General features: G+C 68.7%; 20 protein-coding genes and 1 pseudogene. 10 read left to right on the top strand and 11 right to left on the bottom strand.

The features are described 5' to 3' along the window. Positions 1-264 precede the first annotated feature (264 nt). The 5 genes from ACK5M9_RS00825 to sdhC form a co-directional block, all read right to left on the bottom strand. On the bottom strand, positions 265-1,689 hold the full coding sequence (locus tag ACK5M9_RS00825; RefSeq protein WP_416891314.1) for a PE family protein: 1,425 nt from the start codon (positions 1,687-1,689) through the stop codon (positions 265-267). Between the two features lie 479 nt (positions 1,690-2,168). Continuing rightward, a complete protein-coding gene (locus tag ACK5M9_RS00830; protein ID WP_416891315.1) occupies positions 2,169-2,972 on the bottom strand; it encodes a succinate dehydrogenase iron-sulfur subunit in 804 nt (267 codons plus the stop codon). After that, positions 2,972-4,726 (bottom strand): succinate dehydrogenase flavoprotein subunit, encoded by a 1,755-nt coding sequence (gene sdhA, locus ACK5M9_RS00835; RefSeq protein WP_416891316.1) that lies wholly within the window; start codon positions 4,724-4,726, stop codon positions 2,972-2,974. The genes ACK5M9_RS00830 and sdhA overlap by 1 nt, the downstream gene beginning before the upstream one ends. Positions 4,727-4,788: 62 nt before the next feature. Next, on the bottom strand, positions 4,789-5,256 hold the full coding sequence (locus ACK5M9_RS00840) for a succinate dehydrogenase hydrophobic membrane anchor subunit (protein WP_416891317.1): 468 nt from the start codon (positions 5,254-5,256) through the stop codon (positions 4,789-4,791). Further along, a complete protein-coding gene (gene sdhC / locus ACK5M9_RS00845; RefSeq protein ID WP_416891318.1) occupies positions 5,253-5,774 on the bottom strand; it encodes a succinate dehydrogenase, cytochrome b556 subunit in 522 nt (173 codons plus the stop codon). The genes ACK5M9_RS00840 and sdhC overlap by 4 nt, the downstream gene beginning before the upstream one ends. A gap of 89 nt (positions 5,775-5,863) precedes the next feature. Here sdhC and ACK5M9_RS00850 point away from each other — a divergent pair, with 89 nt between their 5' ends. The 5 genes and pseudogenes from ACK5M9_RS00850 to ACK5M9_RS00870 form a co-directional block, all read left to right on the top strand. Beyond that, entirely contained in the window at positions 5,864-6,268 is a 405-nt protein-coding gene (locus ACK5M9_RS00850; RefSeq protein WP_416891319.1) for a cytidine deaminase, read from the top strand. Beyond that, on the top strand, positions 6,261-7,547 hold the full coding sequence (locus ACK5M9_RS00855; protein ID WP_416891320.1) for a thymidine phosphorylase: 1,287 nt from the start codon (positions 6,261-6,263) through the stop codon (positions 7,545-7,547). Before ACK5M9_RS00850 ends, ACK5M9_RS00855 begins: the two co-directional genes overlap by 8 nt. Beyond that, positions 7,544-8,629: an adenosine deaminase gene (locus tag ACK5M9_RS00860; protein ID WP_416891321.1), complete on the top strand. Its 1,086-nt coding sequence runs from the start codon at positions 7,544-7,546 to the stop codon at positions 8,627-8,629. Before ACK5M9_RS00855 ends, ACK5M9_RS00860 begins: the two co-directional genes overlap by 4 nt. Positions 8,630-8,672: 43 nt before the next feature. After that, positions 8,673-9,587 (top strand): alpha/beta fold hydrolase, encoded by a 915-nt coding sequence (locus tag ACK5M9_RS00865; RefSeq protein ID WP_416891322.1) that lies wholly within the window; start codon positions 8,673-8,675, stop codon positions 9,585-9,587. A 51-nt stretch (positions 9,588-9,638) separates the two neighbouring features. Beyond that, positions 9,639-9,723, top strand: a pseudogene (locus ACK5M9_RS00870) (hypothetical protein); the annotation flags it as partial. A gap of 296 nt (positions 9,724-10,019) precedes the next feature. On the opposite strand, the gene ACK5M9_RS00875 reads toward ACK5M9_RS00870, so the two are convergent. The 3 genes from ACK5M9_RS00875 to ACK5M9_RS00885 all read right to left on the bottom strand — a co-directional run bounded on the left by ACK5M9_RS00875 (position 10,020) and on the right by ACK5M9_RS00885 (position 13,330). Continuing rightward, the gene (locus tag ACK5M9_RS00875) at positions 10,020-10,457 is read right to left on the bottom strand and encodes a PIN domain-containing protein (protein ID WP_416891323.1); all 438 of its coding nucleotides are present in this window, start codon (positions 10,455-10,457) and stop codon (positions 10,020-10,022) included. Between the two features lie 632 nt (positions 10,458-11,089). Further along, the gene (locus tag ACK5M9_RS00880) at positions 11,090-12,436 is read right to left on the bottom strand and encodes a primosomal protein (protein WP_416891324.1); all 1,347 of its coding nucleotides are present in this window, start codon (positions 12,434-12,436) and stop codon (positions 11,090-11,092) included. A 33-nt stretch (positions 12,437-12,469) separates the two neighbouring features. Continuing rightward, on the bottom strand, positions 12,470-13,330 hold the full coding sequence (locus tag ACK5M9_RS00885) for an alkaline phosphatase family protein (protein WP_416891325.1): 861 nt from the start codon (positions 13,328-13,330) through the stop codon (positions 12,470-12,472). A 220-nt stretch (positions 13,331-13,550) separates the two neighbouring features. Here ACK5M9_RS00885 and upp point away from each other — a divergent pair, with 220 nt between their 5' ends. Next, positions 13,551-14,174, top strand: a complete 624-nt coding sequence (upp, locus tag ACK5M9_RS00890) for a uracil phosphoribosyltransferase (protein ID WP_416891326.1) — start codon at positions 13,551-13,553, stop codon at positions 14,172-14,174. 6 nt (positions 14,175-14,180) lie between these two features. Here upp and ACK5M9_RS00895 read toward each other — a convergent pair whose 3' ends face one another. Further along, positions 14,181-15,770, bottom strand: coding sequence for a phospho-sugar mutase (locus ACK5M9_RS00895; protein ID WP_416891338.1), 1,590 nt, complete (start codon positions 15,768-15,770; stop codon positions 14,181-14,183). A gap of 20 nt (positions 15,771-15,790) precedes the next feature. Continuing rightward, positions 15,791-16,606, bottom strand: coding sequence for a purine-nucleoside phosphorylase (locus ACK5M9_RS00900; protein WP_416891339.1), 816 nt, complete (start codon positions 16,604-16,606; stop codon positions 15,791-15,793). A 206-nt stretch (positions 16,607-16,812) separates the two neighbouring features. Between ACK5M9_RS00900 and ACK5M9_RS00905 the strand changes: the two genes are divergently transcribed. Together ACK5M9_RS00905 and ACK5M9_RS00910 are read left to right on the top strand one after the other, a co-directional pair. After that, entirely contained in the window at positions 16,813-17,400 is a 588-nt protein-coding gene (locus ACK5M9_RS00905; RefSeq protein WP_416891340.1) for a cutinase family protein, read from the top strand. A 174-nt stretch (positions 17,401-17,574) separates the two neighbouring features. After that, positions 17,575-18,747, top strand: a complete 1,173-nt coding sequence (locus tag ACK5M9_RS00910; RefSeq protein ID WP_416891327.1) for a M20 family metallopeptidase — start codon at positions 17,575-17,577, stop codon at positions 18,745-18,747. A gap of 2 nt (positions 18,748-18,749) precedes the next feature. On the opposite strand, the gene ACK5M9_RS00915 is transcribed toward ACK5M9_RS00910, so the two are convergent. Next, positions 18,750-19,229, bottom strand: a complete 480-nt coding sequence (locus ACK5M9_RS00915) for a gamma-glutamylcyclotransferase (RefSeq protein ID WP_416891328.1) — start codon at positions 19,227-19,229, stop codon at positions 18,750-18,752. A 68-nt stretch (positions 19,230-19,297) separates the two neighbouring features. On the opposite strand from ACK5M9_RS00915, the gene ACK5M9_RS00920 reads away from it, so the two are divergent. Together ACK5M9_RS00920 and ACK5M9_RS00925 are read left to right on the top strand one after the other, a co-directional pair. Continuing rightward, positions 19,298-20,713, top strand: a complete 1,416-nt coding sequence (locus tag ACK5M9_RS00920; protein ID WP_416891329.1) for an NAD(P)H-quinone dehydrogenase — start codon at positions 19,298-19,300, stop codon at positions 20,711-20,713. 81 nt (positions 20,714-20,794) lie between these two features. Further along, on the top strand, positions 20,795-22,564 hold the full coding sequence (locus ACK5M9_RS00925; protein ID WP_416891330.1) for a glycerol-3-phosphate dehydrogenase/oxidase: 1,770 nt from the start codon (positions 20,795-20,797) through the stop codon (positions 22,562-22,564). Positions 22,565-22,610: the final 46 nt, after the last annotated feature.

A 22,610-nucleotide genomic window follows, 5' to 3' on the forward strand; every position in this document is an offset into this window, starting at 1 on the left:
CGCAGTCACGTTTGGCGGGCGTTGGTATGTGCCCACCGAGCGTGTCTCCCCAGTCACTTTTGGCGGCGGGGGTGACTGTCGCGGCACGCCCGGCGGCGGCGGCGGCGGCGGGGTGGCGGGGTGGCGGGGCGGCGCGGCAGGCGGGGCGGCGCGGCAGGCGGGGCGGACAGCGCGTCGGGGTAGTCTTTGCCGCGGCCGTCGTAGATCGTGATGCGGCTCTCGCGTGGATAGCCGAGGTGGGAGATCCCGGCTTCGCGCCGCGCGCTACACCGGCAGGATAATGGCGGTGGTCGGCCCGACGAAGATCGTTTGGCCGCCGGGTGGAAGGTAGCCGCCGGTAGGACCGTAGCTGCCGTACATCGGGTTGGTCGGGCCATACCCGGCCCAGATGTCGTTGATCCAGCCTGTGGACAGCGCGTAGACGGCCGAGGTGGCGCCGGGTGGGGAGAACTGGGTGATCAGCTGAAGTGCGAGGTCGGCGATGGGTCTTCCGCCCAGCATCGCGTCCAGGTGTGAGCCGCCGACGATCTCCGCGCCGACGAATTGGTTCGGGTACAGATCAACTAGTTGATTTGTGGTGGAGCCGAAGATATTCCCCGCCATTGGCGGTGCGGCTACCGTGTAGATCGGCACGTTCGCCGCTTGCAGGTTGGCTACAGCGGTGCTGAACGCGGCGGTGTCGCGGGCGACGCCGTCGAACATGACGACACCCTTGAGGTGGTTGGGGGCAGTGCCCAGGGTCGCGAGGTAGTCACCGGCGGCAATCGAGGCGAGGCCGCCACCCCCGGAGTGTCCGGCCAGGATGAAATCCGGCGGCAGCGTGCCATGGAAACCGGCCTGTTGCGCGCCGATGTTCAGTGCCGTCTGCGGCCCCTGGAATAACGACGCCACACCCTGCTGCATCTGTGGGCTGCGGAGCCACAGGCCCAGCGGCAGCCGGAGCGACGGCACGGTCGGAGTGACCACCACGCTGTTCGTCTGCTGTGCCAGCTCGATGGCCAACGGCTGTTGCAACCAGCCGGACGCGCCCAAGCCGTGCTGCAGGTAGAGGGTTCCGTTGGCATTCACTGATCCGTCGGCTTGTGTCGGGAAGTACCAGAGTGCGGGCGCGGGATAGCTGAACTGGGGAATCGTCATGCCCAGGAAGGAGTTTGGGCCGATCGGGATCTGCAGAAACGAGAACCCGATCCTGGCCCCGACTACGCCGTTGGTGGTCGGAGCCGACAGGGCCACAGAGGAAGGGAAGTTCAAAATCTCGCCCAGGCCCGCGGCGTTGGTGGCCGAATTGAGTAGCGCTCCCAACGTAGCGGTAGCGGTGCCGCCGAAGGGCGCCTCGCCGATCCCACCGGGCGAAAACGGGCTTGAGCTTGCGGCGGGCCGCAGCAGCGACCGTAGCTGCGAAATATTATCAGCCTCGGCGTCTGCGTACGCGGCGCCGGCCGCACTCAACGTGTGCTCGAACCGGGTCTGAAACGCCGTGGCTTTGACGGACAGCATCTGAAATTCCCGGGCGAAGCCGTCGAACAACTTCGCGATCGCCGTCGACACCTCGTCGGCCGCCGCCGCGACCACCCCCGTAGTCGAGGGTGCCGCCGCAGCGGCTGCTCCCCTGATCGCTTCCCCGATGGCAGCCAGGTCTCCCGAGGCCGCGGCCACGGCCGCTGGTGCTGCGATCACGTACGACGACATCGGCGGCTCCCCATTCCCCCAGCCCCCCGCGGCACGACGGCCAGGGGTTGCCGCTGGATGCTACCTGGTTGGACTCTGTCTGGTTCGCAATTGAGAAAGATCAGGTCACCGCGCAGCCGCCCATCCTCGTGCCGTCGACGCCAGAGGAAGGGGCGCGCAGTTTCGGGAAGGACGCTCCACGAATCCGTCGCGAATTCTTGAAGGCCCGCTCCGGGCTCCCGCCAACTATCGCGCGGCGAGTGTGACGCCACAGTCACGTTCGGCGGCGGGTGCGACTGCACAGTCACGTTCGGCGGCGGGTGGAGGCGCCGAGGTGACGTTCGGCGGCGGGTGGAAGCTCCCGCCAACTATCGCGCGGCGAGTGTGAGGCCACGGTGACGTTCGGCGCCTGGTGCGACTGCACAGTCACGTTCGGCGGCGGGTGGGGCGGCCAAATAGCGCACGAAGGGGGCGCTGGGTGGGGCGGGGCTAGCGCGCACTCAGCGGGAGAACATCGTGGCCCGCTTGACCTCCTGGATCGCCTTGGTGACCTCGATGCCCCGCGGGCAGGCGTCGGTGCAGTTGAACGTCGTCCGGCAGCGCCACACGCCGTCGACCTCGTTGAGAATGTCCAGGCGTTCGCCGGCGGCCTCGTCGCGGCTATCGAAGATGAAGCGGTGGGCGTTGACGATCGCCGCCGGACCGAAGTAGCTGCCTTCGTTCCAGTACACCGGACAGCTGGTGGTGCAGCAGGCACACAGGATGCACTTGGTGGTGTCGTCGTAGCGGGCGCGGTCGGTGGGGCTCTGAATCCGCTCGCGGGTGGGCGGATTGCCGCTGGTGATCAGGTACGGCTTGATCGCCCGGTAGGCGTCGAAGAACGGCTCCATGTCCACCACGAGATCTTTGAGCACCGGCAGCCCGCGGATCGGTTCCACCGTGATGGTGAGATTCTTCTTCGGCTTCTTCGGCAGCAGATCGCGCATCAGCACCTTGCAGGCCAGCCGGTTGACCCCGTTGATCCGCATCGCGTCCGAACCGCACACCCCGTGGGCGCAGGACCGGCGGAACGTCAGCGTCCCGTCCAGGTATCCCTTGATGTAGAGCAGCAGGTTCAGCATCCGGTCGCTGGGCAGACACGGCACCCGGAAGCTCTGCCACCCGCCTGTCGATGTGAAGGCGTCGGCGTCGTCGGGGTTGAACCGGGCGATCTTGAGCGTCACCATCACCGCGCCGTCGGGGACGGGCGGCAACGGCGGCTCGGCCGAATCGACGGCCGGTGCTCCCTGCGTTTGCGACGGCATCAGTACTTCCGTTCCTTGGGCTCGTAGCGGGTCTGCACGACGGGTTTGTAGTCCAGCCGGATGTCGCTGAGCAGTTCGGTGCCTTCCTTGTAGGCGATGGTGTGACGCATGAAGTTGACGTCGTCGCGGTTGGGGTAGTCGTCGCGGGCGTGGCCGCCGCGGGACTCCTTGCGGTTGAGCGCACCGAGCGCCGTCACCTCCGCCAGCTCCAGCAGGAAGCCCAGTTCGATCGCTTCGAGCAGGTCGCTGTTGAACCGTTTGCCCTTGTCGTGCACGCTGATCCGGGAGTAGCGCTCCTTGAGGGCGTGGATGTCGGTGATCGCCTGCTTGAGGGTTTCCTCGGTGCGGAACACCGCGGCATTGTTGTCCATGGTCTGCTGCAGGGCGCCCCGGATGTCGGCGACGCGCTCGGTGCCGTGCTCGCTGAGGATGTCGGCGACCCATCCCTGCACCATGGCCGCCGGGTCCGGCGGCATGTCGGCGAAGTTGATTCCCTCCGCGTAGTCCGCGGCGGCGATGCCCGCGCGGCGGCCGAAGACGTTGATGTCCAGCAGCGAGTTGGTGCCCAGCCGGTTGGCGCCGTGCACCGACACGCAGGCGCATTCACCGGCGGCGAACAACCCCGGCACGGTGTTGGCATTGTCGCGCAGCACCTGGCCGGTGATCGTGGTCGGGATGCCGCCCATCAGGTAGTGGCAGGTGGGATACACCGGGACCAGTTCGTTGACCGGGTCGACACCGAGGTAGGTGCGGGCGAACTCGGTGATGTCGGGCAGCTTGGCCTCCAGCACATCGGCGCCCAGGTGGCGCACGTCGATGTAGACGTAGTCCTTGTTCGGCCCGGCGCCGCGACCCTCCAGCACTTCGAGCACCATCGAGCGGGCCACGATGTCTCGGGGCGCCAGGTCCACAATCGTCGGGGCGTAGCGCTCCATGAAGCGTTCGCCCTCTCCGTTGAGCAGCCGGCCGCCCTCGCCGCGCACCGCCTCTGAGATCAGGATGCCCAGGCCGGCCAGCCCGGTGGGGTGGAACTGGTGAAACTCCATGTCCTGCAAAGGGAGTCCCTTGCGGAACACGATGCCGACACCGTCTCCGGTCAGGGTGTGGGCGTTGGAGGTGGTCTTGTACATCCGGCCCGAACCGCCGGTGGCCAGCACGATGGACTTGGCGTGGAAGACGTGGATGAGGCCGGAGGCCAGTTCGTAGGCCACCACACCGGTGGCCACCGGGCCGGTGGCGGTTTCGGTGAGCACCAGGTCGAGCACATAGAACTCGTTGAAGAACTGCACGTCGTGCTTGACGCAGTTCTGGTAGAGCGTCTGCAGGATCATGTGGCCGGTGCGGTCGGCCGCGTAGCAGGCCCGGCGCACCGGCGCCTTGCCGTGGTCGCGGGTGTGGCCGCCGAAGCGGCGCTGGTCGATGCGGCCCTCGGGGGTGCGATTGAACGGCATCCCCATCTTCTCCAGGTCGAGCACCGCGTCGATGGCCTCTTTGCACATGACCTCGACCGCATCCTGGTCGGCGAGGTAGTCGCCGCCCTTGACGGTGTCGAAGGTGTGCCACTCCCAGTTGTCCTCTTCGACGTTGGCCAGCGCGGCGCACATGCCACCCTGTGCCGCGCCGGTGTGGCTTCGCGTGGGGTAGAGCTTGGTCAGCACCGCGGTGCGGCCCCGCGGGCCCGCTTCCACCGCGGCGCGCATGCCGGCCCCCCCGGCGCCGACGATCACCACGTCGTATCGGTGGTGCTGGATCACGGGCACCGCCTATGGCCGGTAGTGGGGTGATCGGGGGACTGTGGCGTTGACATGGGCGCCTTTCAGGAAATGTTGGGGTCGAATGTCATCAGCACATAGGTACCCAGCATGAGCGTGAACACCGTTGACGCCGTCAGCAGTGCGTTCAGCCAGAAGCGGGTGACGTTCTTGCGGCTGTAGTCGTCGATGATGGTGCGGATGCCGTTGAAACCGTGCATCTGAGCCAGCCACAACAGGATCAGGTCCCAGGTCTCCCAGAACGGCGTGGCCCAGCGTTGGGCTACGTAGTTGAAGTCGATGCGGTATACGCCGTTGTCCCACATCAGCATGATGAACAGGTGGCCTATGACCAAGACCGCCAGCATCATGCCGGAGAACCGCATGAACAGCCACGCGAACTTCTCGAAATTCGGGATGCCCGAGTTCCGCCGTACCGCTCGCGGGTTGTCCAGGCTGGCCGGGCGGTAGTAGCTGCGTTGCAGCACCGGCGCCACCTGGCCGGGGCCGAGCTGGAGGTCGGGTGTGTTCATGCGAAGCGCTCCCACATGTGAATCCCGGTCACCACTCCGGCCATCGTCAGCAGTATCAGGAACGTCGCGCAGACGACCCACAGCATTGTCCGCTGGTGGCGCGGACCCTCCGACCAGAAGTCGATCAGCATGATCCGGATCCCGTTGAGCGAATGGAACAGCACGGCCGCGATCAGGCCGAATTCCATCAGCCCGATGATCGGGGTCTTGTAGGTGGCCAGCACGTCGTTGTACGCCTGCGGGCTCACCCGCAGGACCGCGGCATCGAGTACATGGACGAACAGGAAGAAGAAGATGGTGGCGCCGGTGATCCGGTGCAGGACCCAGGCCCACATGCCGGGATCGCCGCGGTACAGGGTGCGGGGCGGCCTGCGTTTGCTGGACGAGTCCGCTGCGGCTGAATCCGCGATTGCCGTCTGTGCGCTCACTGGAGAACTCACCTCTTTCTGGCGGGGCTGATGGGCGTGGAGGCGACTCCGGGCCAGGCAATCGAGCTTAGCCCCAACGGGGTTGCTCACGGTAGTGCTCAGAGGCGATCCATGCGGTGTGTCGCGATGGGATTAGGGTGGCTTCAGCGGGATCGGAATATCGGCGAACGGGGCTGGGAATGGCTGCTGTCGACTGGAATAGACTGCGGGACAGTGCTATTGACGTTGCCACCGGGGCTTACGCGCCGTATTCGAAGTTTCGGGTGGGCGCGGCGGGGCTGGTGGGGGACGGCCGCGTCGTCACCGGATGCAATGTGGAGAATGTTTCCTACGGCCTCAGCCTGTGTGCGGAGTGCGGTGTGGTGTCCGCGCTGCACCAGACCGGCGGTGGCAGGCTGGTCGCGTTGGTCTGCGTTGCCGGGGACGGGACGCCGGTCATGCCCTGCGGAAGGTGCCGGCAGGTGCTCTACGAGCACGGCGGCGCCGACCTGCTGATATATCACACCGATGGGCCGCGACCCCTGAGCGACCTGCTGCCGCACGCCTTCGGCGCCGGCGACTTGCGTGGGAATTCCCTTGGGTGACTTCGTGTTCGACGCGCCGACGGTAATCCGGACCAAACGCGACGGTGGCCGGCTTCCCGATGCGGCCATCGACTGGGTGATCGCTGCCTATACCGGCGGCGAGGTTGCACCCGAACAGATGTCGGCATTGCTGATGGCGATCTTCCTGCGCGGCATGGACGGCGCTGAGACCTCCCGCTGGACCTCGGCCATGCTGGCTTCGGGGCCGAGGCTGGACTTCGGTGATCTGGGTCTGGTGACCGTCGACAAGCACTCCACCGGCGGGGTCGGCGACAAGATCACGCTGCCGCTGGTGCCGGTCGTCGCCGCCTGCGGCGCCGCGGTGCCGCAAGCCGCCGGACGGGGCCTGGGGCACGCCGGCGGCACCCTGGACAAGCTGGAATCGATCGCCGGGTTCAGCGCGGACCTGCCGGGCCGGCGGGTGCGTGAGCAACTGCGGGAGGTCGGGGCGGCGATCTTCGCTGCCGGCGAACTCGCCCCCGCCGACGCCAAGCTGTATGCGCTGCGCGATGTCACCGCGACGGTGGAATCGCTGCCGCTGATCGCCGGCTCGGTGATGAGCAAGAAGCTGGCCGAGGGAGCGAGCGCGTTGGTGCTCGATGTGAAGGCCGGTTCGGGGGCCTACCTGAAGTCGCTGGACGACGCCCGCGCACTCGCCCACGTCATGGTTGAACTGGGTGTCTCGCACGGGGTGCCCACGCGCGCGCTGCTGACCGATATGAATGCGCCCTTGGGGGAGACGGTGGGCAATGCGCTGGAGGTGGCGGAGTCGCTGGAGGTTCTGGCCGGCGGGGGGCCACCCGACGTGGTGGCGCTGACGCTGCGGTTGGCCGGCGAGATGCTGGAGCTCGCCGGCGTCGACGGCCGCGACCCGGCGCAGACCCTGCGCGACGGCAGCGCGATGGACCGGTTCGCGCGGCTGATAGCCGCGCAGGGCGGGGATTTGGCGAAACCGTTGCCCATTGGTCGGTATTCGGAAACCGTGTCGGCAACCCGGGGGGGCACAATGGGCGATATCGACGCAATGGCGGTGGGGCTGACGGCCTGGCGGCTCGGTGCCGGCAGATCGCGCCCGGGTGCGCGGGTGCAGCATGGCGCCGGGGTGCGGATCCATCGCCGCCCCGGTGAGCCGGTGGCCCCCGGGGAGGTGCTGTTCACGCTCTACACCGAGACCCCGGAGCGGTTCGATTCCGCGATGGCCGAGCTCGACGGCGGGTGGAGCGTGGGCGACGATCCGCCGGCGACCAGACCGTTGATCATCGATCGGATCCCGCGATGACCTCGCCGCTGACCCTTGGTGACATCTCGGCGGCGCCCAAGGCGCTGCTGCACGATCATCTCGACGGCGGCTTGCGCCCGGCCACCGTGCTGGAGATCGCCGGCGAGGTCGGCTACGACGAGTTGCCTGCCGCCGACGCCGACGAACTGGCGACCTGGTTTCGCACCCGCTCGCACAGCGGATCGCTGGAACGCTACCTGGAGCCGTTCTCGCACACCGTGGCCGTGATGCAGACTCCCGACGCGCTGTTCCGGGTGGCCCACGAATGCGTCGAAGATCTGGCCGCCGACTCGGTGGTGTACGCCGAGGTCCGGTTCGCCCCGGAATTGCACATCAACCGGGGGCTGTCCTTCGATCAAGTCGTCGATGCGGTGCTGGCCGGTTTCGCCAGCGGCGAAAAGTCCTGTGCCGCGGCGGGCCGGTTCATCAGGGTGCGTTGTCTGCTGACCGCGATGCGCCACGCCGCCATGTCCCGCGATATCGCCGAGTTGGCGATCCGCTTCCGGGACCGGGGGGTCGTCGGATTCGACATCGCCGGCGCCGAAGCCGGATATCCGCCCAGCCGGCACCTGGACGCCTTCGAACATATGCGAGACAACAACGCGCGCTTCACCATTCACGCCGGGGAGGCATTCGGGCTGCCGTCGATCCACGAGGCGATAGCGTTCTGCGGCGCCGACCGGCTGGGCCACGGGGTGCGCATCGTCGACGACATCGAGGTGGGACCCGACGGGACCCGGCTGGGCAGGCTGGCATCGATATTGCGGGACAAGCGAATTCCTCTGGAGTTGTGCCCGAGCTCCAACGTCCAGACCGGGGCGGTCGCCAGCATCGCTGAGCATCCGTTCGATCTGCTGGCGCGCACCCGCTTCCGGGTCACCGTCAACACCGACAACCGGCTGATGAGCGACACCACGATGAGCCAGGAAATGCACCGGCTGGTAGCGGCTTTCGGCTACGGGTGGAGCGATCTGGCGCGGTTCACCATCAACGCGATGAAGTCGGCGTTCATCCCGTTCGACGAGCGGCTGGAGATCATCGACGACGTGATCAAGCCGCGGTACGCGGTGCTGATCGGATAGACCCCGGTGTATCGATGACGCCGGCGGGCGGTGCAGGCAGATCATGGCAGGGCCGGCGCCGATGATGCCCGAGCGGATCGGTGCCGACGACGCGCGGACGCTGGTCCTGGCCGACGGTCGTGACCTGGCCTACCAGGAGTACGGGGATCCCGGCGGCTTTCCGGTGTTCTACTTTCACGGCACACCGAGCTGCCGGCTGGAAGGGGTGTTCGCCGACGGTGCCGCCAGCCGCCAGGGGTTTCGCCTGGTCGCCGTCGACCGCCCCGGGTACGGGCGCTCGACGTTTGCCCCGGGGCGCAGGTTCGCCGACTGGCCCGCCGATGTGTGCGCGCTTGCCGACGCCCTGGGATGGGCGGAATTCGGGGTGGCCGGGCACTCCGGAGCCGGCCCGCATCTCTTTGCCTGCGGGGTCTTCATCTCACCGAAGAGGCTGAAATTCATCGGGGCGCTGGGGCCGTGGGGTCCGCTGGCCACGCCGGAGATCATCGGGGACCTGAACCTGGCCGACAGCGGCTACGCGCTTGTCGCGCGGCACGCACCGTGGACGTTCGGCGCCGCCTTCGCCCCGGTGGGCTGGTGTGCGAAGTATGTGCCCCGGTTGCTTGGCTGGTTCGTGGCCGAATCGCTTCCCGAGACCGACCGGCAACACCTGCGCGACAGCGGATTCCGGCGGCACTTCAACGCCATCCAGGCCGAGGCCTTCCGTCAGGGTGGCCGGGGCGGGGCCTACGAATCGCTTCTGGACTACCGGCCGTGGGACTTCGAGGTGGCCCGGATCGCGGTCCCGACCCACATCTGGCAGGGCGAGCGTGACGGCCTCATTCCGCGGGCGATGAGTGAGTACCTCGAACGCACGATTCCGGGTGTGGACATGCACTGGGTGGCGGGCAAGGGACATCTCAACGTCGAGGACTGGGACGCGATTCTCGCTGCGTGCGCGGCGGACGTCGGGCACTGACAGTCGGTGGTGATGCGCGGCCGGGCGGGACGGCTGCCCCAGCCGACTGGCCCCGGCTGCGGAGCCACCCGCGGCCTGCACGCCCACCACTTCCAACACTGGGAAAACGGCGGCCCCACCGAACTGGCCAAGGTCAGCCGACTTCCGGGAACGGCCGCTGATCGCTGCGCCGGCCGAGCCCGCTTGCTCGCGAGCGTAACGCCACGGCGAAATCCGGGGCGCGAAATCGCAGCCTCGTTACGCTCGCGAGCTGCTCGCAGCCGCCTGCCCCGAATTCGGCCTTACGCCTGGGCGCCAAGCACAATGTCCGCACTCAGGTGGGGTGTTGTTGGCGACACGTGAGGGAGGTGTAGTCCTAATGTCGTATCGCAGCAGAGAGGGACCGCGCAGTGGAAGACCTGTCCGTGAATCTCGGTATCGCCATATGGGCCGCTATTTGTTGCCGGCAACAGTGATGAACTCAAGCCTGGGCACCCCATCGAATATCCCGTCATGGGAGACCAGCGGTATGCCGAGGCGCATCGCGGCGGCTGCAACCCACCGGTCGCCGTCATGGATCTTGCCGGCGAGCGCATGACCGATCCGGGCGCAGTCTGCACGCAACGTGGCGCACACGGTGAGCATCTGATCGTCAGGCTGCACAACGGTCAGTTCAGCGATGCGGCGTTCGAGTCGCTGGCGCCGCAGTTGACCCCACCCGGCGCGCAGGACCCCGTAGCGGAGTTCCATGACGGTGTGGAACGCGAGCAGGACCGGCCTTGGGCCGATCAGTGTGCGATAGCGCTCAGCGAGCCGATTGGGACGTTCGTCAAACATCCAGCTGATAACCATTGTGTCCACAACGACGCCCGATAGCTGGGCATTGGTCATGCGCCCGCTAGCGCAGCCTGAAAGGCGGCCCACTCATCCGCGGGCACATCGTCGATGACGAGGCGATCACGGGCGGGTAGTGGCCGAGCATGCCTGATCGCCTCGTCGGGCGTATAGATTCGCGCGACTGGCTCTTGAGGCTGCTCGGCACTGGACATGCCGCCTAGTTTACCGTCGCGTGCTGATATCCGGCGCCGCATCCACTCTGTCGCTTGCCCGCGTATGGCACGGTTTGCCGACCGACCGGGAACTGCTGGTGATTTCGCTTGTCCGCCATCGGTGAGCGACCACATACGAAAGGGTGGAGTCCCGACTTGTCACCAACCTCGCCATGGTCTGCTCGTATAACCACCGAGGCCACCACAGCGGCATCATCACCATTGCCCCTGACTTCGGACACGTTCGCTGCGCTTTTGGGCTGCTAGGGCTTTGACCTGCTGGTGTTTCTGTCTGGGTGGGGTGTTTGGGGTACTGGGCGGGCAGGTTCGGGCGGTCGCGTAGATGCGGAAGGTGCGCACGGCCCGAGGCGATTCGCCCGCTTGCTCGCGAGCGTAACGCCACGGCGAAATCCGGGGCGCGAAATCGCAGCCTTGTTACGCTCGCGGACGACTCGCGGCCGTCGGCGGGCCGCCCTACTCGCGCCGAAGCCGGCCTTCCACGAACGCTTCGAGCTTCTCCCAGGACCGTGCCGCGGCCGCGTACGGGCCGGCCGGTTTGCTCGCCGAGTCGGGCTCCAGCACGTGAACGATCAGCTTGCCCAGCGGCTTGCCCGTTCCGAGCGCCGTGTCGACGGTGCTCTCCTCGGAGTAGTCGCCGATGTCGCGCAGCAATTCGACGGCCAAGTCGAGTTGCTCCCGGTCCACCGCATCCGGCCCGTCGGCGAAATCGTCTGCCAGCCCGCTGAGCACGTACACGTTCTCCTCGCCGACGTCGACTTTCAGCGAGCCATCGGTGGCTGCGGTGCGGATGTCGTCGTAGGTGCTCAGATCCGACAGGTCGTGGTCGTGCTCGTCGGCGAGATACCGGGCAAGCGCTCGCTCCGAACCGAACACGCTGATCCGGCCGTTGCGCCCCAGGAAGATCGGCCGTTCGTCGAGATAGCAACGCAGTGTGAAGAACGTGCCCGAGCTCGTCATGATCCGGATGGGGTCGATGCCCACCTGTGCCCAGAAGTCCTCGTCGCCCCCGAGGACGGCGGTGTCGCCGTCGGCCCGGCCGTCTGCGTCGGAGTCGTCAGCATCCTCGGCGTCGTCGGAAGCCTTCGCCTCCCCTGCCTCCCCGGCGTCGTCGGACTCCCCTGCCTCCCCGGCGTCGTCGGCCTCCCCGGCCGCCGCGCTGTCCCCGGGTCCGTCCTGCCCGGCCGGTTCTTCGGGTTCCTCCGGCTCTTCGGCGAGTTCCTCGGCGGCCTTGGCGGACAGGGCCTCGTCGACGTCTGGGGTGCTGGCGATCTCATCGACGGCGGCAAGTACGTCGTCCCAGCTTCGCCCGATGAGATCGGCGATCGCATCCCAGCGCTTGCGCCCGGCCCTGCCGGTGAAGTGGCCGATACCGCCGGACACCGTGCCCAAGGTGGGGTTGCCGTTGAAGAACTTCGAGATCGCCGTCAGCTCGCACACCGACCCGATGGACGACACGATCGCCAGGATGCGGGCCAGGGCGGCCACCGACTCCTCGGTGGGCTTTTCGGCCAGCAGTTCCTCGACGGCGACCAGGTCGAACCGCTGATCGTCGGCCGGATCCAGTGCGTGCGCGCCGGCCTCGGTGATGCTGTCCCATCCCGGGTGGTCGGTCAGATCACTGTCCGCGCCGCCGCGTACGAACGCGACCAGATCCGCGACGCTGTCGAACACGAACAGGTCGTCGTCCTTGCCCAGGAACGCCTCCCACTCGTCCCCGGAGTCGCGCCAGCGGGGAGCCCACAGCGTGTAGCGGTCGCCCTCGGACAGGCTCAGGCGGATCGGTACGAGGTCAGCAGCCATGCGGCACAGAATAGCGACCCGGCCGATGCTCGCTTATCCGCCCCAAATACTTGCGATCGCCGGAGCATTGGCCGCATAGCCCGTCTTGGGCAGGCCGTACAACTGCTCCAGCGTCGAGAGCACGTTGTAGTGGCTGATGGTCTCGCTGTAGACGCCGGGCCGCACGTGGGCGCCGTAGAACACCGTCGGGATCTGGTTGCGCGGGCCGCCGTCGTCCTCGTCCCAGGTCACTATCAGCAGGCTGTTGTTGGCCTTGGCCCAGTTGGCGTACGGGGTGAGCTGTTGGTTCAGCCACGCATCGCCCTGGGCGATCGAGCCGTCGTGCATGTTGTTGTCGTTGTTGGGGATGACGAACGACACGGTCGGCAGGCTCGCGTAGCTGCCGGGTGCGGGAAACGCCGAGAACGGCATCGACACCGACGGCGGCACATTGCTGAAATCGACCCAGGGCACATGCTTGCGTCCGTACTGGCCCGCGAAGCACACCGTCGAGCCGACCGCGGGCAGGCCCTCGGCGTAGCCGCCGAAGGTGTGGCCCGCCGCGAGCAGTTCGCTCGCCAGGTTCGGTTGGGCACCGACGTTGACCGGACAATCGTTGGTCTTCACACCGAAGGTGTTGCCGGCGAACAACGCAAGATAGTTCGGTTGGCTGGGGTGCATTTCGGCGAACGACTGGGTCATCATCGCTCCGCCGGTGGCCAGCGCATTGATAAAAGGTGCTGACGGACTGTCGATGATGTTGGCCTGCGAGCGGTTCTCCTCCACCACGATCACCACGTGGGAGAACGTCGGCAGCGTGGCGGCGGCGGCCGTGCCGGGGGTGGCGATAACCGGGGAGGACAGTGCGGCCACGGTGTAGAAAACACTGATCAGGCGATATCCGAGCCTGCGCATGGCCGGAGTCTATGGGGCTCTTCGTGATTGAGCGTGTAGTCGGGGTGTGAATTCGCCGGGTTTTTTCGACTGGATCTGGTGATGAGCGGCCCGGTGCCCGGCGCCCCCTGCCCGCTGCCCGATGCCCGGTGCCCGCTGCCCGCTGCCCGTGGCCCGGCGCTCGGGCCCGGAGGCCGGAGGGGTGTCGTGGGGGCAAGAGAGTTCTATAGAGTCACACCCAGTGGACCTGCATGTCGTTGACCATCCGCTGGCGGCGGCCCGGCTGACCGTGCTGCGAGATGAGCGCACGCACAGCGCCGCGTTCCGTGCCGCACTGCGCGAGTTGACGGCGATGCTGGTCTACGAGGCGACCCGGGCCGCGCCCACCGCACCGGTCATCGTCCGCACCCCGCTCGCCGAAACCACCGGATCGCGGTTGGCCGAATCGCCGCTGCTGGTGCCGGTCCTGCGCGCCGGGCTGGGCATGGCCGAGGCGGCCCGAACCCTGCTCGCCGACGCGGCCACCGGCTTCGTCGGCGTCGCTCGCAACGAGGACACGCACCGGCCGGTGCCCTATCTGGCTTCGCTGCCCGACGACCTGTCCGGCATGCCGGTGATGATCCTGGACCCGATGCTGGCCACCGGAGGATCGATGACGCACACCGTGCGGCTGCTGCAGGAGCGCGGGGCCACCGGGCTCACCGCGCTGTGCGTGGTGGCGGCACCCGAAGGCATCGAGGCGTTGCGGCAGGTGGCGCCGGATGCGCGGTTGTTCACCGCGGCCGTGGACGACGGACTCGACGAGTTCGCCTACATCGTGCCCGGGCTCGGTGACGCGGGCGACCGGCAGTTCGGCCCGCGCTGAGCATCCTCACCACTGCCGGATTTCGGTGACCAGGCGGTCCCGTAGGTCCCGTGCTCGCCGTCGGGCCGGTGCCGGATCGGCACCCGGTGGGCAGCGAACTTCGCAGTAGCACTTCAGTTTCGGCTCGGTTCCCGATGGTCGCACCACCAACCGGATCGAGGCGCCCTGGTCGCCGCCGGTGAAAACCAGGGCATCGCCGATGTCGGTGAGTGCGGCGCCGAATCCCGCGAGCCGCTCCGGCGGCGCAGCGCGCAGGCGCTGCATCAGTGCCCGCGCCTCGGCGATGTCGGCGACCCGGTGCGGCACCGCCGCAACGTCGTGCACGCCGTGACGGCGGGCAAGGTCATCGAGCGCATCCTGCACGCAACGCCCCTGCTGTTGCAGCGTTGCCACCAGATCGCAGGCCAGGACCGCGGCGCTGATGCCGTCCTTGTCGCGGACCGCCGACGGGTCGACGCAGTGCCCGATCGCCTCCTCGTAGGCGTAGACCAGGGTGCCGGGCGCGTCGGTGTCCGCGCGCGCCAGCCATTTGAAACCGGTCCTGGTTTCGACGTGGACCGCGCCGCGGTGGGCGGCGATCGCCGCCAGCATGCGCGATGACACCAGCGTGCTGGCCACCGTCCGGGGTCCGGCCGACGGCTGCGACAAGATGTAGTCGCCCAGCAGCCAACCGGTTTCATCGCCGGAGAGCATCCGCCAGCCGTCGCGTCCCGGAATGCCGACGGCACACCGGTCGGCATCCGGGTCCAGCGCGATGGCAACGTCGGCGCCGACGTCGGCGGCCAGCGCGAGCAGCGCATCGGTGGCCCCGGGCTCCTCGGGGTTGGGAAAGGCCACGGTGGGGAAGTCCGGGTCGGGTGCGAATTGCGTTGCGACGGTGTGCACCCGGTCGAAGCCGGCGCGACGCAGCGTCCGCACCGCCACCTCGCCGCCGACACCGTGCATCGCCGTCAGGGCCACCCGGATACTGCCGGTCCCGCGGCGGACCCCGGCGGCACGGTCGATGTAGCGCTCGACCAGATCGGTCCGGGCGGGGTCGACGTGCCTGCGGGGACCCTCGTCGGCCGGGGGCGCCTGGGCGATCGCCGCCTCGATCCGCCGGTCGGTGGGGGAGACGATCTGGACTCCGCCGTCGAGGTAGACCTTGTAGCCGTTGTCGGCGGCGGGATTGTGCGATGCGGTGATCTGGACGCCTGCGGTCGCGCCGGCGGTGCGGACCGCGAACGCGACGACCGGCGTGGGGACCGGTTCGGGAAACAGCAGGACGGCAAAGCCCTGGGCGGCAATGGCTTCGGCGGCCACCCGGGCGAACTCCGCCGAACCGTGCCGGGCGTCGCGGCCCACGACCACCATCCCCGGGCCGTCGAGAACCCTGGCCAACGCCCAGCTGGCCCGCAGGACGGTGGCGACGTTCATTGCGTCCGGCCCGCCGCGCACCTGGCCGCGCAGCCCCGCGGTGCCGAACCTCAGCGGGTGGGCGAACCGGGCGGCGAGTTCCTGGGGATCGCAGGCGGCCAGTTCGGCGGCCGTGCGCGGATCGGGGTCGTGGGCGATCCAATCTTGCGGATTCGGACCGGGATTGCTGCCGGGATCCATGTCGGAGGCCACGTGGGGATTCAGCCCGGGTGACCGGGTTCGGCAAGCCGGGCGATCACCGCGGCCAGCAGCGCCCCCATCCGGGCGGCCGCGGCCGCACCGTTGGCCAGCACCTCGGCGTGGCTCAGCGGCTCCCCGGTGGTGCCCGCCGCCAGGTTGGTCACCAGCGATATGCCCAGCACCTCGGCGCCGACAGCGCGGGCCGCGATGGTCTCGTGCACGGTCGACATGCCCACTATGTCCGCACCCAGGGTGCGCAGCATCCGGATTTCGGCGGGCGTCTCGTAGTGCGGTCCGGGCAGTGCGGCATAAACCCCCTCGGCCAGCTCCGGGTCGCAGGCCCGGGCCAGCTCCCGCAGGCGCGGCGAATACGCGTCGGTCAGGTCGACGAACTGTGCCCCCACCAGCGGTGAGCGCGCGGTCAGGTTCAGGTGGTCGCTGATCAGAACCGGCGTGCCGACGCGCATATCCGGACGCAACCCGCCGGCGGCGTTCGTCAGCACCACGATCCGCGCCCCGGCCGCGCACGCCGCCCGCACCGGGTGGACGACATGGCGCAGGTCGTGGCCCTCGTAGGCGTGGATGCGCCCGGCCAGGATCAGCACGCGCCGGCCGGCGACCGGTATCGACAACAGCTCGCCGGAGTGCCCGGCGGCACTCGGCGGCGTGAAACCGGGCACCTCGGACTGGGGCAGCACGGTGCCCGGGGAGCCCAGTGCGTCGGCAGCGGGTGACCAGCCCGAGCCGAGGACGACGGCGACGTCGTGGCTGGCCACACCGGTGCGGTCGGCGATGACCTGGGCCGCCCGGGCGGCGATCTCCCCGGGATCGGGCATCGAACTGCTCACAGTGGGCGAGATTACTTGCCGGCGGACCCGGCGCACCCGCAGCCGGCATCGGAGATGCCCGATGATGTGTGATGATCTGCTGTGTGAGACTTCGCATAACGACGTACGCCCCGCTGGGGCTGGTGATTGCACCGAGTGTCGCCGTCGCCGCCGCCGTCGCCAGCACCGTGGCCCTCGCCGCCCTCGCCGCCCCGATGCCGAGGGCCTCGGCCGACCCCTGTCCGGGTGTCGAGCTCGTCTTCGCCCGCGGGACCACCGAGTCGCCCGGCATGGGCGACATCGGCAATGCGCTGGCGGCCGCGCTGTGGCCCGCGCTCGGTGCGGCCAACCTGGGAACCTACGGGGTGAACTACCCCGCCAGCTTCAACTTCCTGACGACTGCCGAGGGCGCCAATGACGCGCGCGGCCACATCGCCTGGATGGCCGAGCAGTGCCCGGCCACGCGGATCGTGCTCGGCGGCTTCTCCCAGGGCGCGTCGGTGGTTTCGATGCTGGCCGGTGTGCCGCCGGTCGGCAGCACCATCGGCACCATCGGGTCGGCCCCGCCGCTGGAGCCCTGGTTGGCGGCCAACGTCGCGGCGGTCGCCGTCTTCGGCAATCCCGGCAACCGTTTCCACACCCCGCTGTCGACGACGGGCCAGTTCGCCGGGCGTGCGATCGACCTGTGCAGTGCGGGCGACCCGGTCTGCACCGTCGGCGCATTGGACCGTTCGGCACACAGCAGCTACGAGTTCCCGCCCTACCCGGGTGAAGCCGCGGGGTTCATCGCCGCGCGGATTTGACCTGGTGCAGACGGCGTCCCGGGGCTACGGGCCCAGCCTTGTGCGTTGGCAGCGGTGTCGTCGGTGCGATACTGCGGGGATGCCCGCACGCAGCGTCCCGCCGAGTTCCCCGCGTCACCCGGAGGTCGTAGAGCCGGCGGGCCGCGGTGCGGGTGCCCGCGAGGAGACGGCCCGGTGAGCCTGGTCGACACCGCCGAGTCCTGGCTGGCCGCCCACTTCGACGACCTGGTTGCCTGGCGGCGGCACATCCACCGGCACCCCGAACTCGGCCGCCAGGAGTTCGCCACCACGCAGTTCGTCGCCGAGAGATTGGCCGATGCCGGACTGAACCCGAAGGTGCTGCCCGGCGGGACCGGCCTGACCTGCGACTTGGGTCCCGAGGATCAGCCGAGAATTGCCCTGCGCGCCGACATGGACGCCCTGCCGATGGCGGAGCGGACCGGCTTGCCGTTCTCCTCGGAGCTCCCGGATGTCTCGCATGCGTGCGGTCACGACGGGCATACCGCGATCCTGCTGGGTGCCGCGCTGGCGTTGGCGTCGGTGCCCGAGTTGCCGGTGGGGGTGCGGTTGATCTTCCAGGCTGCCGAGGAGCTGATGCCCGGTGGGGCGATCGACGCGATAGCGGCCGGAGCGCTCACCGGGGTGTCACGGATCTTCGCCCTGCACTGCGATCCCCGGCTCGAGGTCGGCAAGGTTGCCGTCCGGTACGGCCCGATCACCTCGGCGGCCGACCAACTCGAGATCACTCTGCATTCTCCCGGCGGGCACACGTCCCGTCCGCACCTGACCGCCGACCTGGTCTACGGGCTGGGCACGCTGATCACCGGGCTGCCCGGGGTGCTGTCGCGCCGGATAGATCCGCGCACCAGCACGGTTCTGGTGTGGGGTGCGGTGAATGCCGGCAATGCGCCCAATGCGATTCCACAATCCGGGGTTCTTGCCGGTACGGTGCGCACCGCCAGCCGTCAGACGTGGGAAGGTCTCGAAGGGCTGATCAGCGAGGCGGTGGCGGGATTGTTGTCTCCGCTGGCCGTCGAGCACGCCCTGGAGTACCGGCGCGGTGTACCGCCGGTGGTCAACGAGGACGTCTCCACCCGCATCCTCACCCACGCCATCGAGGCGGTCGGGCCCGATGCGCTGGCCGATACCGGGCAGTCCGGCGGTGGTGAGGACTTTTCCTGGTATCTGGAGGAGATCCCGGGCGCGATGGCACGGCTGGGGGTGTGGTCGGGTGAGGGGGCGCAGCTGGACCTGCACCAGCCGACGTTCGACCTCGACGAGCGGGCGCTGGCGGTCGGTGTGCGGGTGATGGTGAACATCGTCGAGCAGGCCGGCGCCTTCTCCTGAAACTAGGCGCCGGTCCCCGGCCCGATGTTGCGGGCCGGACGGGTCCGCAGGTGATGCACGTACTCGGTGGGCGCACCGGCGATCTCGGCGGCATCGGCCATCACGCCCAGATACCGTGCAGAGGGCAGCCCGCCCTCCCAGGCGTCGAGCACATACAGCCATGCCAGCACCGGGTCGACGGTGGTGTCGGAGGATTCGCGCCGCACCCGGCAGCGAATCTTCTTGTGCACGCAGAAGTCGGAGCCCTCCCAGCGGTCGAGGTTGGACTCGTCGGCCGGCGTCATGTCATAGAGCACGACGAACACCTGTGAACCCGGGTCCTCGACGATGGTGGCCAGCGCGCCCTCCCAACCGATGTCCTCGCCGCCGAACGTCAGCCGCCACCCTGGCAGCCAGCCGGTTCCGGCCATCGGCGAGTGCGGTGCCCGCTTGAGCATCTGCTCGGGATGCATGTTCGACCCGTAGGCGGCGTAGAGCGGCACGCAAAGAGCTTAAACGCCACCGCGGAGCGCATCGTTGCCAAGATGGGTCCGGCGGTAGGTTTAGCCCCGTGGTGACGCGCATCGTGATTCTCGGTGGAGGCCCGGCCGGATACGAGGCGGCCCTGGTCGCCGCAACCGCACACCCCGACTCGGTGACGGTCACGGTGATCGATCCCGACGGGCTCGGCGGCGGGGCCGTTCTCGACGACTGCGTGCCGTCGAAGACCTTCATCGCCTCCACCTGGCTGCGCACCGAGTTGCGCCGGGCGCCGCAGATGGGCTTCGACATCGACATCGACCACGCCAAGATCTCCCTGCCGCAGATCCATGCCAGGGTCAAGTGGCTGGCCGCCGAGCAGTCGGCCGACATCTCCGCCCAGCTGCGCAAGGTGGGTGTCCAGCTGATCGCCGCGCGCGGCGAGTTGATCGACTCCGCGCCCGGGCTGGCGAGCCACCGCATCAGAGCCACCGCCGCCGACGGCGCCGTCACCGAGCACGACGCGGACTTCGTGCTGATCGCCACCGGCGCCAGCCCGCGGGTCATGGCCTCGGCCCGGCCGGACGGCGAACGCATCCTGACCTGGCGGCAGCTCTACGACCTCGAAGAGCTGCCCGAACACCTCATCGTCGTGGGCTCGGGCGTCACCGGCGCCGAGTTCGTGCACGCCTACACCGAACTGGGTGTACCGGTGACGGTGGCGGCCAGCCGCGACCGGGTGCTGCCCTACGAGGACGCCGACGCCGCGGCGGTGCTCGAAGAGTCGTTCGCCGATCGGGGTGTGCGGCTGCTCAAGAACGCCAGGGCCGAGTCGGTCGTCCGCACCGGTGACGGTGTCCTGGTGACCATGACCGACGGCCGCACCGTCGAGGGCAGCCACGCCCTGATGACCATCGGCTCGGTCCCCAACACCGGCGGGCTGGGCCTGGAGCGGGTCGGCATCGAACTCGGGGACGGCGGTTACCTCACCGTGGACCGGGTGTCGCGGACCTCGGTGCCGGGCATCTACGCCGCCGGCGACTGCACCGGTCTGCTGCTCTTGGCCTCGGTTGCCGCCATGCAGGGCCGCATCGCCATGTACCACGCGCTGGGGGAAGGCGTCAGCCCGATCCGGCTGCGCACGGTGGCGGCCACCGTCTTCACCAGGCCTGAGATCGCCGCCGTGGGAGTGCCGCAATCGGCGATCGACGACGGGAGCGTCAGTGCGCGCACCGTCATGCTGCCGCTGCACACCAATGCGCGGGCAAAGATGTCCGGCTTGCGGGAGGGGTTCGTGAAGATCTTCTGCCGCAAGTCCTCCGGGGTGGTGATCGGCGGCGTGGTGGTTGCCCAGATCGCCTCCGAGCTGATCCTGCCCATCGCGCTGGCCGTGACCAATCGGATCACCGTCAACGAGCTGGCCCAGACACTGGCGGTGTACCCGTCGATGTCCGGGTCGATCACCGAAGCCGCCCGGCGACTGATGGCGCACGACGATCTGGACTGAACCCCGCCTCACCGCGGGCAAGACGAACTAGCCTGGTGGGGTCGACGCCTACTGCCCAGTAACCGACAGGAGCCCTGTGTCGTGACCAACCCGAGCAACCGGCCGAGCAGCGCCGACGACAGTGAGCAGGCCGGGTTCGACGGGGCGCTGGGACCGCAGCAACGCGCGGAAGCCTGGGATCGCCTCGGGGCCGAACAGTTCGACGTCGTGGTGATCGGCGGCGGAGTGGTGGGCGCGGGCTGCGCGCTGGACGCGGCCACCCGCGGTCTCAAGGTGGCCCTGGTGGAGGCGCGGGACTTCGCCTCGGGTACCTCGAGCCGCTCGTCGAAGATGTTCCACGGCGGCCTGCGCTACCTCGAACAGCTGGAATTCGGGCTGGTGCGCGAAGCGCTCTTCGAGCGCGAACTGTCGCTGACCAAGCTGGCGCCGCATCTGGTCAAGCCGTTGCCGTTCCTGTTCCCGCTGACCAACCGCTGGTGGGAGCGCCCGTACATGGCGGCGGGCCTCTTCCTCTACGACCAGCTCGGCGGCGCCAAATCCGTTCCGGCACAAAAGCATTTGACCCGGGCCGGCGCACTGCGGCTGAGTCCCGGCCTCAAGCGCAGCGCGCTGATCGGTGGTATCCGCTACTACGACACCGTCGTCGACGACGCCCGGCACACCATGACGGTGGCCCGCACGGCCGCACACTACGGCGCGGTGGTGCGCAGCTCCACCCAGGTGGTCGCATTGCTACGCGAGGGCGACCGGGTGACCGGCGTGCGGGTGCGCGACTCCGAGGACGGCTCGGTCATCGAGGTTCAGGGGCACGTGGTGGTGAACGCCACCGGGGTGTGGACCGACGAGATCCAGGCGCTGTCCCGGCAGCGGGGCCGTTTCCAGGTGCGCGCCTCCAAGGGGGTGCACGTGGTGGTGCCGCGGGACCGGATCGTCAGCGATGTGGCGATGATCCTGCGTACCGAGACGTCGGTGATGTTCATCATCCCGTGGGGCAATCACTGGATCATCGGCACCACCGACACCGAGTGGAACCTCGACCTGGCCCACCCGGCGGCCACCAAGGCCGACATCGACTACATCCTGGGCACCGTCAACGAGGTGCTGGCCACGCCGCTGACAGCCGCCGACATCGACGGGGTGTACGCCGGTTTGCGCCCGCTGCTGGCCGGTGAGAGCGACGAGACGTCCAAGCTGTCCCGCGAGCATGCGGTGGCTGTACCCGCGGCGGGGCTGATCGCGATCGCGGGCGGCAAGTACACCACCTACCGGGTGATGGCCGCCGACGCGATCGACGCGGCGATCGAGTTCATTCCGGCCAGGGTCGCGCCGTCGATCACCGAAAAGGTGAGTCTGCTGGGTGCCGACGGATACTTCGCGCTGATCAACCAGGTCGAACATGTGGGGGAGCGAGTTGGCCTGCACCCGTATCGGGTTCGGCACCTACTGGACCGGTACGGGTCGCTGATGGACGAGGTGCTGGCGCTGGCCGCCGACCGGCCCGAGCTGCTCGGCCCCATCACCGAAGCGCCCGGTTACCTGAAGGTGGAGGCCGTCTACGCCGCCGCGGCCGAGGGTGCGCTGCACCTGGAGGATGTGCTGGCTCGCCGGATGCGCATCTCGATCGAGTACTCCCATCGCGGGGTCGACTGCGCCCGCGAGGTCGCCGAGCTGATTGCGCCCGTGCTGGGCTGGAGTGCGGCCGATGTCGACGGCGAGGTCGCCAACTACCTGGCCCGGGTGGAGGCCGAGGTGCTGTCTCAGACCCAGCCCGACGATGAGTCCGCCGATGAGCTGCGGGTCAGCGCACCCGAGGCGCGGGCGGAGATCCTCGAGCCGGTGCCGCTGGACTGAGTTCGCCGCATTGCCCCGATCGGGAACAGCGCATTGGCTAGTCTGC

This window comes from Mycobacterium sp., from assembly GCF_047975165.1.
Classification (GTDB): domain Bacteria; phylum Actinomycetota; class Actinomycetes; order Mycobacteriales; family Mycobacteriaceae; genus Mycobacterium.